The organism is Halovalidus salilacus (assembly GCF_031852275.1).
Classification (GTDB): domain Archaea; phylum Halobacteriota; class Halobacteria; order Halobacteriales; family Natrialbaceae; genus Halovalidus; species Halovalidus salilacus.
In genome coordinates, this window is sequence record NZ_CP134701.1 from 67,457 (window position 1) to 82,429 (window position 14,973).

The window sequence follows — 14,973 nt, forward strand, 5'->3', positions numbered from 1 at the left end:
AGACAGGTGTCGAATCAGAATCCCCGGGCTGCAATTACCCCCATTTGACAGGGAGTATACCGTACAAATTCACCAGGCAAACGACCGGTTGACAGCCCTATGAATAATTACACGGTATCCATTTACTAGGAACCCAATGCTAGTTTGACACCTTTTCATTACAGTAGATGGCCCACCTGTCATTCTACCGACGGTAGAGATTCCAACAGCTAATTTACTCAGATTCGCACGTTGAACTGGAAGCTTGACGTAGGCGGTGGAAAAGACAGATGATGCCGATTACGGATTTCTTGTCGTGCACGCTAAGCGAACCTCGTCATGAATCTCGTCGGTATCGTTCAAACCAACCACGCGCGATTCGTGCTTATGAACACCGATACCGAGTGTATACATGTTTCCTATAGAGTGATCGAGCGTGGACTGGAGATGCACCTCTGCAGGTTAGTCGCCCGGTGTCAGACAGCAGTCGGCCGCGCCCATTATGATGCTTCCTTGGCACTCGGGCCAATCAAGGCGTCACACTGAGACGTGTCATCTTGAATTGGCCTTTGTCACTCATATACGTTAATCCACACGCTAGAGGCTTAAGTAGGCTCTATACGATCAAGGCGCATATGCAGCATTTGCAGTCCCGGTCATCGTGACTATTGGGGTGTCGACGCTGAACTCTCGTGTCGGCCGTGCTAGGGTATTCTAGTCCAAAAACTCCTATGGCCCGGCAAGCGACTAGGACGCAGCGAGAGTACCGAATGTGGGAATTGGAGGCCGCAACTGTGTTTGTTATTCGCTATCCTCCTCATCAAGTCGCCGCTTCAACAGGTAGCCCGCACCACCGAGTCCCGCGATTGCTCCTGCGACCCCGAATCCTGGTCCGTCGCCGTCAACGTTGTCGGTGTCATTGTCTTCATGACTGGTATCTTCGTCCGCTTCAAGGACTGGCGATGTATCAGGAGGCGCATTGAATGATGCGTTGACATAGTCACGATTCGTCCAGGTGATCTTTTCCGCCGGGGAGACTGTCTGGTCGAAGTCACCGTCACCCGAGTCGTCAAGTCGGATGGCGCTGTCGTCCGTGGGAAGTTCTGCAGTAGTATCTGTATCGACCGGGATATCCTCATAGACTTCGCTTGTGATCTGTCCGTCCTCGTCAGCTGGCTCGTCGATTTGAATAGTCATAGTGCCACTGTCTGTCCCTTGGGCGATAACTCGGTAGCTATCTGCGTCGGGAACCAACACGAACTCCTGGTTTAGTGCACCCGAGTAGAACACATTGGAGATCTCGTCGACAGTCTCCCAGCCTTTGTCAGTCTGGACGCGCCCGATCCGGTTTCCGTTGGTGTCCTCGACGAGGAGCGACGCTGGCGACAACACAGCGTAAGAGCGAGCATTTTGCAAATCTTCGTCGGTGTAGTTGTCCAGGTTACAATGTGGTTGCGGGTAGTTCAGCGGGTTGACTGCCATGAGTTGGTTCTCTGGACACACGTCGATGTATCGTGGCAGTCGCTCGTCTATAGTGATTGTATCTGTCGAGCCATCGCCGTACGTTACCTCGATTGCAGCTAAATAGACGTCAGGATATGCTTCTGTGTTCGCCTGGATCGTTTCTTCGAGTGGGCCGGCTTCACCAGGGACGCCAGCAGCACCCATTAGCCTCGATATCCCTTGAAGTATTGCGCGGATGCGTGTCAGTCCAACCTGGGCTTCGGTCCGTACCCGCAGGTTCTCATACCGGAATGTCTCCGCAGACTCGCGTCGCATGCCTTCGTCTTGTTGATCTTGTCCGAATTCAATCCCATCACTTTCGAGCGTGAGCGTTACGTCCTCGATGTTTCGACGGTCTGCATCTGGGATCGACACCTCAACGTCGACGTTGATGTACGCTTCGTTCTTGTCTGGGTCAACTCCTACTCCTGGTGGAGCAAAGCTGTCCTTGATATCTACAAACAGTGATTCAAGCATGCCCCGCGATTCCATCTCGACGAAATTATTGGATATCGAGGTAGTGACCATTTCGGCGGTGAGTGGTTCAAGGGACGTGATATCTGCCCACGTGTGGTGGTGGCCGAGCGTTCCCAGAGTCACACGTGATCCTTCACTTGACCCTGAAACACCCGCATCCAACGCATACACTTTGTTGTCGTTACTTCCGACGAAGACAGTGCCTTCCACCACTGTTGGCGACGATATCACAATGTCTCCCGTTTCGAAGACCCATTCCTGGTCGCCGGTAGCCGTATCCAACGCATACACGTTATTGTCGTTACTTCCGACGAAGACAGTGCCTTCCACCACTGTCGGCGACGATTTAATGGAAGAACCGGTTTGGAAAAGCCATTGCCGGTCGCCGGTAGCTGCGTCCAGCGCGTACACGTTATTGTCGTTACTCCCGACGAAGACAGTACTATTTTTTACTGTTGGCGTCGATTCAACCGAAGAACCGGTTTGGAAGACCCATTCCTGGTTGCCGGTAGCCGCTTCCAGCGCGTACACGTTATCATCGTTACTTCCGACGAAGACAGTTCCTTCCACCACTGTTGGCGACGATATCACAATGTCTCCCGTTTCGAAGACCCATTCCTGGTCGCCGGTAGCCGTATCCAACGCATACACGTTATTGTCGTTACTTCCGACGAAGACAGTGCCTTCCACCACTGTCGGCGACGATTTCACCCAATCACCAGTCTCGAAGCACCACTGCTGGTTGCCGGTAGCCGCGTCCAGCGCGTACACGTTATTGTCGTTACTTCCGACGAAGACAGTGCCATCCACCACTGTCGGCGATGAGGCAATAATTTCACCAGTTTGAAAGAGCCATTTCTGGTCGCCGGTGGTTGCATTGAGGGCGTAAACATTACCATCGAAACTTCCGTCGTAGACAGTATCACCCACTACTGTCGGCGATGACAGGGGCCAGTAACCGGTTTGTGAGGCCCATTTCTGATCGCCGGTAGTTGCATCGAGAGCATATGTGTTCTCATCGAAACTTCCGATGTAGACAGTATCACCTACTACTGTCGGCGACGAAAATACATCCTTATTGGTTTCGAAGGCCCATAGTATATTATCGCCAGACGAGTTCTGAGTTGAGCCTTCTTCAACAACTCTGATATTATCCCAGTATGCTGAATTATCACCGTCAACCCAGAATACTACCGGACGCTCTTTGACGTAGTCAGAAAAATCAATTGTAACATCTCGCTGCCATTTGTTTTCTCCACCATATGGCGGGACACCGTCTAATTGGTTAAATGACCAAATATTCTTTTCCCCTGGATTTGGATAGCCAGCTTCGTCCAGTGAGACTTTGATATTTCCATAGGATGGGTCATTTGAAACCGCATAGACATCAAAGAGGATAGAGTCTACCTGTTGAAGATCTAATTCGACCGCTATGGCACCGGGATCTCCGAGTGGTGCATTACCGGTAAAATACGATTGGTCTCCGTCCGAGGCCACACTTTTGGAGATTTCAACTGTGCCACCATTATTAAATAAATACCATGGGCTAGTGGGTTCGGACTCGCCGACACTCGCTTGCTCAAACGATGTTGAGACGAGTTGTTGAGACTGTGTGGCTCTACTAGCCGAAATTATCCCGCTCCCGAGGAGAGACGCAAAGACCCCGGTCTTTAGAATAGCTCGACGGCTGTATTGAAAATCGGCCATGTTCCGACGATTATCAATGAGAAAAAATTTAGTAATTATTATATTACTATACATATATATTATTAGTATATATTCAAATAATAAGAATTACTTGCTTACCGTCTATACTGACAGATTTCAGATGTACGATCCGCTCGATGCCGACGACACCTTCGACCGCGAATACGTTGTCCATAGCCACGGTGAATACGCTAATGATGACGTTCACATCAACACCTGCGAGAGCGGATCGCTGTTGCCATCGTGGCTCTCACCCCATCGAGGAATCTCAAAAGACAAGCTAACGCCGTATCTCATAGCCTTTCAACTCGCAGAGAACTCTACAGGAAACCAGGAAATGAAGCACTTAAGCAAGCCATCGATGATTAGCTCTGAAATCAACAATCGGTACTTCCCAAACGGCGTGAGCAGCGAAGCTAAATCGGTACTCTGATTGGAGAAAGTGTCTGGTTGAGGAAGTGTGTTCAAGACCCCACAACCAGACGGTTATCTTACCGCCTCGAACGTCAAAGGTGTAGCGGAATCCCTCATTGGGCAGTTGCCGCTCCCGGGAATCGAGAGCTCGCCCCTAGCCTTGATCCCGGCAAGATCTGGGCTGTCGTCATCTTTGCAGCAGTTAACCAGACTTCTATCTGGGAATCATGCTCAGACATGGATGGCGCACCGTGCGACGATACTGTCATGACGTGGTTACACACGCTCAACCGTGGCTGACTCGAATTCGCTACTACCTCCTGTTCATGCGCTTGGCCATGACGATCCTCGACCCTGACCGGTCGATGATCGTCTCCATTGACTTCGTCGATAATCCGTATCATGGCGACGCCGACGAGGAAGGTAACCTCTGTCGAATGGCTCCCACGGACGGAACGACACGCTGTCACCGCTACTGTATGCGTACGTCGTTTCCAACGGAAAGCCCGTGGCGCTGGCAATGACGTACGTCCGAAGTGACGAATCCGAGGCTGACGCGGTCGAGCGGATCCTCGACAGCGTCGCCGTCTATCCCTTCGACATCGAGTGGCTTCTACAACGAGCGCATCGTCCGCCGTTCTCGGGACATTGCTGCAACAGTGATCCCGGTCAAAGAGAAGGGAGATCGGATGAAGGAGAAAATCGACACGCATTGCTCGTACATGACGACCTATCGCATGTACAAAGACCGCGAGCGGGAACTGCACTTCCCGCTCGCTGTCTGTGTCTCCTACCAGGCTGGTGACCGCGACAAACACGGTAAAGTCATTCGCGGCTACGCTGACTGTGGATTGGAGAACCACTCCGCAAAGCGGATCGAAGAACTCTACAGGAAACGATCAGCCATTGAAACGAGTTATCGGTTGGTTCGCCAAGCACGAGCAACCACGACGACACGCGATCCAGTCATTCGGTTTGCGTTCATGCTGGTCAGTGCGTTGTTGGAGAATCTCTGGCTGGTGCTTCGGTGGGCGGTCGTCGCCCGCCCATGGCGGGGCGGGCGCGACCTTCCGATAGAATTCACGTTCCCGACGTTCTGTGACTGGATCCGCCACGTCCTCGAAGAAGAGTTAAACCGATGTTGGCAGATCGAAATGAACGGCGTCGGTGTCCTTGAGACATACCGGTCGGCCGTGGGCTGAGCACCAGCCCACGGCCTCAGTTCTCCAACGAACAGCGACAGCTCTGTTCAGTCTCTGGAGTTTTCTCCGATCTGGCGAGGCTGTTTAATCTTCTGAGATGTTTCGTGGTACTGAACTGCTGTCACGAGGTTCTTTGCCAACGATTCCACGGACTCAACTGAGTTGCCTCAATCTCAGTTGGGAAGTACCAACAATGTACTTCCGAAGAGCGTTCCCTAGTTTTCGCTTGACTCGGCAACGATGCTGAAACGCTCTGAGATACGGTATGACGCGCCACCCTTGCCTGCTGTGACCTCAGCTACTACTCTAACCTACCAACAATCCTCAACAGAAGATTGTATTAGAATGAATATAATTAATTATACAGAAGTGATCTGTAATAACCAATTTTACGATGATTATTAAATAATTGGTCGTATGGCTGGAGATATCATACGAAATGGCATAACCAGACGAAGATTTCTCAGATCAACCAAAGTAGCCGCATTAGTCGGAACAGTCGGAGTGGCTGGGTGTTCATATGGCGGATCAGCGTCCCAGAATAGTAATTGGTATCAGGATTGGGTTCAACGACCATCAACTCTGCAAGAAATATTTGTTTTTAACATGCAGGATATTGAGAAAGAGATTTCAGAAATGTCTGACGATAATAAAGACATCTTTGATTCGATCAGCAAATCAATTCTTTTTGATAGTGGTGAGATAGATCCATTTCAAACGAATGTTGTACAGCTGCTGAACTATCGACGACCCCATCCCGATTTTGAACGTTCACCGACCTCTGTGATTGTAGGTAATTTTGATACAGACGATATCGCTCAAAAACTCTCTGCTGAAACTGGTTGGGACGATAATGAAAATTATAATGAGTTTACGATTTACGAACCACCGACAGTCAATGCACAAGATATCGCGGTTGGAGATGAGGTTTTGATAACCAGATCAGCGGGTGGAATAGATAACGATGCGACGGTGAAACCATATATTGATGCGATGGAAGGCTCGGATCAAGAATCAAATCCTATTTACGAAGAAGTGGCTGGGCGGCTAGAGGACGCAATTAGCATTTTTTTGGGTTTCTCGGAAAATTCTAACGATCAAGTTCCAGGGTACGGCTGGAGTTGGGATCCACCAAGCGATACAATTAAATTCGTCTTTCACTTTGGGGAAGCAGGTAATGTAGATCAAGAGGTTCTTAGTCAATACGAAAGATCATCAATTTCCTCTTCGTTCGAATCAGACCTAGTTTCATATTCCAAAAATACAGATGGTCCTGTCGTGGTTATAGACGCTGAACTTGAAAACTTAAAGCGATATCGCCGGCCTTGAATACTGTGAGAGGTGTCAAGACGGTGTTTACCTATGACTCCATGAGAAGCCTGCTAATGCTACAGAGTGAATAAGGAATCGGAAAGGGAGGAAAGCCGAAGCATTTCCAGTGTCACGAACACGGACCTATGAAAGGCCTCACCGCAAGGATGCAGAGAAATGTGCCTCGAGCACGGATAGATGCGTATCCTGTTCACTCTCTTTCCACACGTACAACGCTTCCAACCAACCATCGAGTACATCGGTATGGATGTTCACAATCGCTACAGGTGACGGACGATCTCTTTCTCCCTTCCCGTCATTGCCCTATCTACTCAGAGTACACCTAAATCTTCTGTGAACCACTATCGCCGGGGCGAACACGAGATCACGAACCACCAGAAATGATGCGTGGCTCTCTGCACTGCTACTACAAGGACATCTATGGCATTCGTCCAGTTACGCGAGAACTGAACAACACAGTCGTCTGGCTCAGTTGTGGCTTCGCTCGACCGCCGTCGAGAGACGCGGTCAATCGCTTCCTCACTGATCTTGAACACGTCGTTGACGAGGTTTTCGACCACCTCGTCGAGCAGGCCGCAAACCGGGGCCTGCTCGACTTGACCTACTCGATTGATTCGACAGACGTGAGAGTGATGCCTGCCGATCCAGACGCGTCGAAATGTTACGATCCAACAGCTGAAGAGTACTACTACGGCTACGGCTGCACGATTGTTTCGTCCGGCTCAAAAATCCCAATTGCAGCTGAGTTCACCGAGAGCAAACAAGCGCCAGAAGAGACGGCGATGCGCGTTACCCGTGACGCGCTCGCCGTCGCTAAACCGATGTGGATGCTTGGTGACAGCGCCTACAATACGCTTGACTGGCACGACCCCTGCGGCCAGCAGGTGGTCGTACCAGTCGCTCCGTACAACCCGCGAAACACCGACGATCCGAAAAATATCGAGGTCAGGGTTGAAGACCGTATCACCGGACATAGTGAGGACGTGCAGCTGAAGCAATCGACGCTGGACAAGACATATAATCGCCGCACAGAGGTCGAACGAACCAACGAATCAGTAAAGGACTGTGGCCTCGGGCAGACGCATCCCCGAGGCCGCGTCCACGCACGAGCGCACGTGTTTCTTGCGCTGTGCCTTCGCCTCGTCGTTGCAATCACCAACTACGAACGCGGAGATAATCCGGGAAGCACGATCATTACGGTGTGACAAGAGTTCTATGACATCGCTGAGAATCCCGCTATCTGAACAAACCACGTCGATCTGCTTAGATTTTCTGGTGGTCCTACTGCTCACCTCTCTCTGATAGTAAAAACCCATAGCAAGCAGTCGAATCAGCCACTGCACATCCCCCGTGCGGAGGTATCTTGACACGACACACCAGTCGCTCACCGTGCGCTGGCCCGCCCAAAGAGAGACGCCCCGCGTCTCTCAGGCGCTCACCTCCGGTGGGTCGTACGGTTCGTTCTTCCTGAGCATGTTGAACAACGCCACTAACAGCTTGCGCGCTGTTGCCACAATCGCTACCTTGTGCGGCTTGTTTCGTTTGTTCCGTCCGCCAGTAGAACTGACTCAAGTACGGATCCTTCGCGTTATGAACGGCGGTGTTCGGACACTGGACCAGGATCCATTGCAGGTAGTCGTTTCCTTCTTTGCTGATTTGGCCCTCTCTCCGCGAGTCGCCAGACTCGCGGATTACCGGGTCCAATCCAGCGTAACTCACAACTTCAGCTGTGCGGTCAAACCGCTCTACTTCACCAATCTCGCCGTAGATCATCAAGCCAGAAAACACCGCTATACCCGGTGCAGACATCAACGTATCCAGCTCGTCTACGTCAGCTGCTACCTCTTCGATCCGCCGCTGCATCCGCTTGATCTTCACGGTGAATTCGTCGATTGCTTCCAGCCACTGCTCCAGCAACAACTCCGACGCGTCGTCGAGAGTGAGTTCACGCAGGAACTCACGCCCTTGATCACTCCACAACGAGCCATCGTATGTGACGCCGTTTTGATCAAGCAGCGAGTTGACCTCGTTTTTGAAGTCTGAACGCTTGTCTACCAACTTCTTGCGACCGCGCGCAAGCGCGCGGTAGCGCCGGAATTCCTCTGGTGGAACGTAGCTTTCTGGCACTTCGCCCAACCGGAGGAACCGTGCAAGGTTCTTTGCATCTTTACCGTCATTCTTTTGTTTCTGGTCTTCGAGCCAATCCGCCCGCCGGATTGGCGAGAGTCACATCCAATTCTTCGTCGAGTCTGTCGTAGATGGTGAAGTAGTTGCTTCCCGCTTCGAGTGCGGCGTTGCTTCTCGCATTTTTTTGCGATCTCATCGAGGTCCGCGGCGGACCTCTTCAACGACTTCGCCTTCATCGTCAAGGACAGCAATTTGCGCTTGCCGCTTGTGGAGGTCAATGCCCATGTAGTGATCAGTGGTTGCGGTCATGGTGTCCTCTGGAGTCCTGAATGCGTGAAGCGGAACGACATCGCTCCGGGCTTGCGGCCTCGGCTGACGCGTCAGCCGGGCCGCGATTCCAATTCTCCTGTTCCTTCGCATCCGAGGTCCGTCACCCTCCCGAACTCGGAGGTGCATGTCATAGATCGACCTTCGGGACCCCATGACGTACTTCACGCTCCAGGGATTTCAGCGGGATTCTCATGGAGTCACCCTCTATTGATTAACTATTAGTGACAAATATTTCATATTAATCATTTAGAAATTTACATAAGCTAATTAGGAACGATTAAATAAGTTTAATGATATTCCCAGATTAGACTTAGGTATTCACACTTAATCATAGTATACTTAACCTTTGTCTCTATAAATAATTCATTAGCGGAATAATTTTAAATTAGCTATAGGTATATCTGCCGGATGATGGCGCCCCCCTCTCACCGGGCCTGGACGGGTAATTTCACGTTGGGTCCTACCAACGACTGTTGGGCCTTGGTTGGAATGGTGACTGGGGGTATCAAATGGGCCAACTGGCCACTCTCTCGGACTGGGCTTGGGCTATTGACGCAGTCGGGTAACAGTCAAGAGAACCACTCTGATCGGGCTAAAGGAGACCGAGGCCAGTGGCAAGGTGTCTGGAAACCAATACCGCGTCTCATGTGATCATAGATGTCCAAAACAGAATACAATCCACAAGATCAAGACGAACTTTCAGGGAAACTCGAATACCTGCTCGAGCGGGAAGTTGACACAGTAACGTTCCCAGATCGAATATACGCGTTGGGCGGCGGTGGGAGAAAGATGGTCATCGAGATGTTTTCACAAGACTGGGTTGCTGTCGAGGCCATGCGAGATCGGAGTCAAGATATCGATGTTATCTTCATGGATTCGGCCTCTGAGGATGCAGAGAATCATGCAAAGGAGGTGGCCGATATCCGTGAGCAGTTGGATAGACTCGAGCAAATCATGCAGGAAGAGACACCTCCTGACGTAAATGTTGGAAGTTTCAACATCAAGGACGAACTGATAACGGATTATGTGAGTATCACGAACCAGGCCTCCCTCACCGGTGAAGACCCGATCGCTCAGATTAAAAAACACACCGACGCCGAGCATTGGTGGGTCCAGCGAGAACATTTGAACTCGGTGGACGATCGGGGTGATTTTTATGATGTCAGCCAGGGCGCCATCAAACGGCGAGCGCTGGGGAAGGCATTACACTACAAAGCTCTTGCACAGGGTACGCAAGAGTATGCCGACGCGATGGCATCAAATATCGAAGAGTCGGAGATAGCGATCTTCGCCGGACTCGGTGGCGGAACCGGCAGCGGGACGTTCATCGATATCGCCAGAAAAATTCGGAGCTACAACCAGAGTGCCAACATCCAGTTATTTGCGACGTTACCAGCGTCTGGACAGCGGGATCAGGCACAGGCAAACGCGTTCGCGGCACTGTCAGAGCTCGAATATCTGAATTTGAGTGGCGAAACTCCGTTCAACGACATCTATCTCTTCCCGCTCGAACCGACCGACCTCGATGGCGAGACAACGGCAAATCCCGAGTTGCGCGAACTCGATCGTGCGATGACGTACGCAGTCCTCGGGGTTTACAATGCGACTGATATGGATTATGCGTTGAGCAATACACTCAGCTACTCACCATTCACAATCGTCATTCCCCAAGTGCTCCACTACAGCCGTGACGAGATCAAAGAGAAGAAGGAACAAATTCACGAAGTGCTGCAAATAAAACGAGAGATTCTGAACCGTGAGTATGATAGTATCGAGGAGATAGAGAGCTATTTGCAGAAACATCATCCGAACGTTACCCCTGTCGAAGGGGACGAACTGAGTGACGAATCCCGAACGTATCTGAAGCGACGACTCAGGGGAGTTCGAACAGCTCATAACGAGCGATCTACTCGAAAAACTCGAGATCGAGATTACAGATGACAGTGACCAAATTCTGGATGACATCTACGGTGACAATCTCGATCATGACCAGGCGACGATCAACGAAGTGGTGAGACGACGGGGGTTAGACGCCATTATCGATGGTATCGAGTTTATCATCGACATTCAGGGGATCCAGGACGGACGTGTCGATAACTACGCAGAGTTCGGTGACGACCTGATAAATGATATCGCGTACACCGAACTCGCCCGACTCACACGAATGTATGAACTCCTCTGTCGGTTGCATGGGGCACGGAAAGCGACAATGGAGTCAGCAGCCGCAGAGATCGGTACAGACGCAGATACAAAGCTCCTTGAAACAACGCTCGTTCCGTCGCTAAGAGCGTGGTATCGAAAAGAAACGATGGAAGACTCTCAAAACAGCGAGAGACGACGTCAGCAACAGAATAACCGACACTGAAAGAGAGCTTGAGGAGACTGAACAGGAGCTCGAAGAAGAACGAGAAGCGTTCGAAGAGACTGTCGACCAGTACACGCAGGAGTTCTGGCAACGTGCGAAGCCGCTGATCGACGATAACGCCACCCTGGCAGAGATGCGACTGGACGAGACGGTGCGAGAATTCAAGTCGGCGCTCTCGGAGTTCGCCGAAAATGTTGCAACCGAGGATGACGTCGATACGGTTTCTACTGCATCTGTTGAGACCGCCCTGGATCAACTGAAACAAGAGGTTGATACCACTCTCAAGAGTGATCTCGGACGACGTAACAGCCTCGACCTTTCCAACCTCGAGGCAGATGTCATAGAAAGCACTAGTGATGTCAAAGTCTCCCGCAAGCGATGGGATAATCTGGAAAGCAGTGCAGAAGACGGCGGATTTCTGAGCAGTTTGTTCGGATCTGAAGACAAGGGAGCGCTTGATACGGACCGGTACCGCACGCCTTACGAGAAAGTAAAAAGTAGAGGAATATTTTCGATTACGCGACCGCCAAATACCGAGGCTGCTCTCGAACGGAGTGGCTTCTCTGTCGACGTCGAGATTGACGTCGAGAAACGGATAACACAGCAAATCGAGCAGCTGCAGGCGGATATCCGACAGGAACTCGAAGACAGATACGAAGAGATGGTTCAGGAACTGATCGAGGAAGACGAGCCAGGTGCCGAGAGTGACGTGGGGTTCGGTGACAGTTCTGGCACGCCGAACGAAGTTGTCCAGCGCACGGAGGAGTTTGGCAGAGTCGTCGCTGATTCCGCGCCGGATGAACTGGAATCCAGGATAGCAGATACCGTCACAGAAACGATCAAAACTGAAATCGATACAGATATCGACGAGATCGAAGAGCAACTGGAGCAACTACAGGAACGGCTCGAAATGCTACGGAGCCGACACGAGCGGATTACAGATGCTTTTAATCTCTTTGAACGGATGACTGGCGATGTCGCCGAACCGCTTCGAGAACTGTACAGTGATTACGAGAACCGGTTCAGTAGCGATATATTCGATGTTCCACACCATCGGACGAAACGACACGCGATCGACAAACTATACGAACACGAAGTAACACCTGCCGATCTCTCCAGCGCGGTAAAGAAACAGTCACTTGCAGAGACAGATCTACTGGAAGAGGGTTCGACAGGAACAGCCCCGCAAGAGAGACAGGACATTCGGAAATCGTTCAGCAAGATCACGAGTAACCGCATTCTGGATAGCAGATACAACGGACTCAAACGGAGTAGACTCAACAACGCGAACATTGCTTCGTTCCCAGACACGGGTGTCTACGTGGCATACGCAAGCGAAGCAATCAGTGCAGGACAGGAGGTGGACGGCAAGCTGAACCCGAACGATTTTGCGGACGTGAAACAGAAGCTGATCGAAAATCTAGATATAAGTGAGGTTTCAAATCAGTACGACCAGTGGTTCGTAGAAAATGGTGATCCATGGGAGGTCGCGATGTGTGTATACATCCAGGGGCTTCCGTTTATGGACAACTTACGCGATCCACGGCTAATGACGGATACTGGTCCCGATATCAGGAACTGGCACGTCGTCGGGATCAGATCCGAACGATCGAACGCCACGCGTTCGGTCTTGAACGAGGATTCTACGTCACGAGATCAGAGCTGATAGACATAGATGGAAACCCGGATTTCTTCCTCGAACAGTCAGCTGAAGACATCAGGTCGGAACTGACCAGTTGTCACGACAGACACACCATCGAAACAGAAGTCGAAGATATCAGCACTGGACAAGATGGGCAGAATTTCGAAGAAAATCGGTGATTCAACAGCTAATACATCAGAACTATGTCCATGATAGAAAACATGACGCGGCAATATCAACAGTACAGAGACGAAGTGTGGTTAGTTGCCACTGTTTTGATCATTCTTGTCTCGGGTATCCTCATCGGAAGCATGATCGGGCGAGCCTACGGCGGCTACAGTGGATTGCGTGAGAGCTTCCGAGACCTGATTGAATTTATCCCGTACCTTGATTTAGTCAATGTTGTATCGCTTATTATTGGGCTCTATTTTGGGCTTCTGACGCTCTTGTTTTTCGATTTCAAAAAGCGAATTCAGAGTTCACTCCTCATAGTTGGAACGCTCATTAGTTTCGTGTTCATTTGGGCCGAGGGGGTGATGTTCACCGCGATGGGGATGATCGACTGGACAATAGTCATCATCACTGGTACAGTTACTATTTTTACTATCGGTGGAAAGACTCTTCGTCGCATGTCTTTCAATCCAGACGATATTTATCGAAACAGGGTACTGACAGCGGAGGGTGACACGCCTGTGGAATTCCCAAAGGCAGCTGCTTACCTCTGGTGGTTACTCGTCGTGTTTGTTGGTATCTCGTTTTACGAAGCATACACCCAGTATCCCCAGTTTTTCGTCTCAAATGGCGATATTTTCACACTCCAATTAGGTGCATTTGTCGACAATCACAAGATTGTCGGGTCTGAAAATCTGATTGCCAGGGATCTGCTCGCCAGTTTTTTCTTCTTGGGTTCGTTCCTTCTGTTCCTTCGATACGACGCGAGCAAAGAGATAGTGTTTATTGGACCTCCAAGAAGTGGCAAGACACATCTGCTTATCGGGCTATTTGCCGAGGCGCAAAACTCGAATTACAACCCACGGAATGTCTCTCCGTACATTACTGAGCAGAAAGATTACATCATTGCCCGGGAGAACTGGGCGGAAGAAACTGAAGGAGAAGTTCACGAAATGGGGTTCAACTTCACAACCCCGGGTGTCTTTAGCAAGAATATTTTCATTAATGGACTCGATTATCCGGGCGAGTATTCGTACTTCATTCCTGAGGGCCTTCGTCTCGCATCTGAGGGGATGGAAGTCCCAGAGACACCGATCGACGAGGACCCACCGGTCGAATTTGGAGGTCCACCAATCGGACAACAACTATCCGGGAATTCGGATATCAAAACCAGCAAGTGGCAACACCTGATCGACAACGAAACCAGTGGCTATGAAGAGAACTACAAGACTATAATCAATGATATTCGTGGGATGCGCGAAACAGACAGCGGGGGTCCGGAAGACAGCGTCTACGTGTATATGGTCAATTCGGTCCTCCCCAGAATCCGAGACGCCGACGTTGTTGGGTTTGTCTTCGACACTCAGGAACATCTCAAATGGGAACAGGACGAAAATTCACGATTCGTCCAGCTGGGGTATTACCAACATATCATGGATGTCTCTAGCGCCAGGAGAAGTATCGGGATAGCCACCAAAACGGATGTACTCAAGGACGATTTCGTCGACCAGCGTCATGTGGAACCAGACGCCGAGTACGCAGAGTTTAGAGAGTACATCAACGACCGATTGTTGGGTGGTCCATATAAAGGGGAGTTGCAATCTCTCCAGCTGAAGCCGTATCCGGTCTACATCGAAAACCGCGAGGATCCGGAGGAAGACGCCCCAAAAGTTCCGCTTCGGACCTTCGGGATGGAAGAACTCCTCCAGGAGATGGGTGAATAA

General features: G+C 50.7%; 5 protein-coding genes and 4 pseudogenes. 7 read left to right on the plus strand and 2 right to left on the minus strand.

Features of this window, described 5'->3' with window-relative positions; genetic code table 11:
- Positions 1 to 780 precede the first annotated feature (780 nt).
- Positions 781 to 3,666, minus strand: coding sequence for an outer membrane protein assembly factor BamB family protein (locus RJT68_RS20890; protein ID WP_128226427.1), 2,886 nt, complete (start codon positions 3,664 to 3,666; stop codon positions 781 to 783).
- A 94-nt stretch (positions 3,667 to 3,760) separates the two neighbouring features.
- Here RJT68_RS20890 and RJT68_RS20895 point away from each other — a divergent pair.
- From RJT68_RS20895 to RJT68_RS20910, 4 genes and pseudogenes are all read left to right on the plus strand, one after another.
- Positions 3,761 to 4,035 (plus strand): annotated as a pseudogene (locus RJT68_RS20895) (IS1595 family transposase); the annotation flags it as partial.
- A 91-nt stretch (positions 4,036 to 4,126) separates the two neighbouring features.
- Positions 4,127 to 5,282, plus strand: a pseudogene (locus RJT68_RS20900) (ISH3 family transposase).
- 417 nt (positions 5,283 to 5,699) lie between these two features.
- On the plus strand, positions 5,700 to 6,611 hold the full coding sequence (locus RJT68_RS20905; RefSeq protein ID WP_128226426.1) for a hypothetical protein: 912 nt from the start codon (positions 5,700 to 5,702) through the stop codon (positions 6,609 to 6,611).
- 341 nt (positions 6,612 to 6,952) lie between these two features.
- Positions 6,953 to 7,819, plus strand: a pseudogene (locus tag RJT68_RS20910) (transposase); the annotation flags it as partial.
- Between the two features lie 222 nt (positions 7,820 to 8,041).
- Here RJT68_RS20910 and RJT68_RS20915 read toward each other — a convergent pair.
- Positions 8,042 to 9,050: pseudogene (locus RJT68_RS20915) on the minus strand (IS110 family transposase).
- 678 nt (positions 9,051 to 9,728) lie between these two features.
- On the opposite strand from RJT68_RS20915, the gene RJT68_RS20920 reads away from it, so the two are divergent.
- From RJT68_RS20920 to RJT68_RS20930, 3 genes are all read left to right on the plus strand, one after another.
- Positions 9,729 to 11,012 (plus strand): tubulin-like doman-containing protein, encoded by a 1,284-nt coding sequence (locus RJT68_RS20920; protein ID WP_407040435.1) that lies wholly within the window; start codon positions 9,729 to 9,731, stop codon positions 11,010 to 11,012.
- Between the two features lie 557 nt (positions 11,013 to 11,569).
- On the plus strand, positions 11,570 to 13,102 hold the full coding sequence (locus RJT68_RS20925) for a hypothetical protein (protein WP_407040436.1): 1,533 nt from the start codon (positions 11,570 to 11,572) through the stop codon (positions 13,100 to 13,102).
- Positions 13,103 to 13,287: 185 nt separating this feature from the next.
- Positions 13,288 to 14,973, plus strand: a complete 1,686-nt coding sequence (locus tag RJT68_RS20930) for a hypothetical protein (protein WP_128226424.1) — start codon at positions 13,288 to 13,290, stop codon at positions 14,971 to 14,973.

Excerpts from the sequence above, each read along its gene's own strand:
- RJT68_RS20905 (WP_128226426.1), top strand. The coding sequence starts at position 5,700 with ATGGCTGGAGATATCATACGAAATGGCATAACCAGACGAAGATTTCTC.
- RJT68_RS20925 (WP_407040436.1), top strand. The coding sequence starts at position 11,570 with ATGCGACTGGACGAGACGGTGCGAGAATTCAAGTCGGCGCTCTCGGAG.
- RJT68_RS20920 (WP_407040435.1), top strand. The coding sequence starts at position 9,729 with ATGTCCAAAACAGAATACAATCCACAAGATCAAGACGAACTTTCAGGG.
- RJT68_RS20890 (WP_128226427.1), bottom strand. The coding sequence starts at position 3,666 with ATGGCCGATTTTCAATACAGCCGTCGAGCTATTCTAAAGACCGGGGTC.
- RJT68_RS20930 (WP_128226424.1), top strand. The coding sequence starts at position 13,288 with ATGATAGAAAACATGACGCGGCAATATCAACAGTACAGAGACGAAGTG.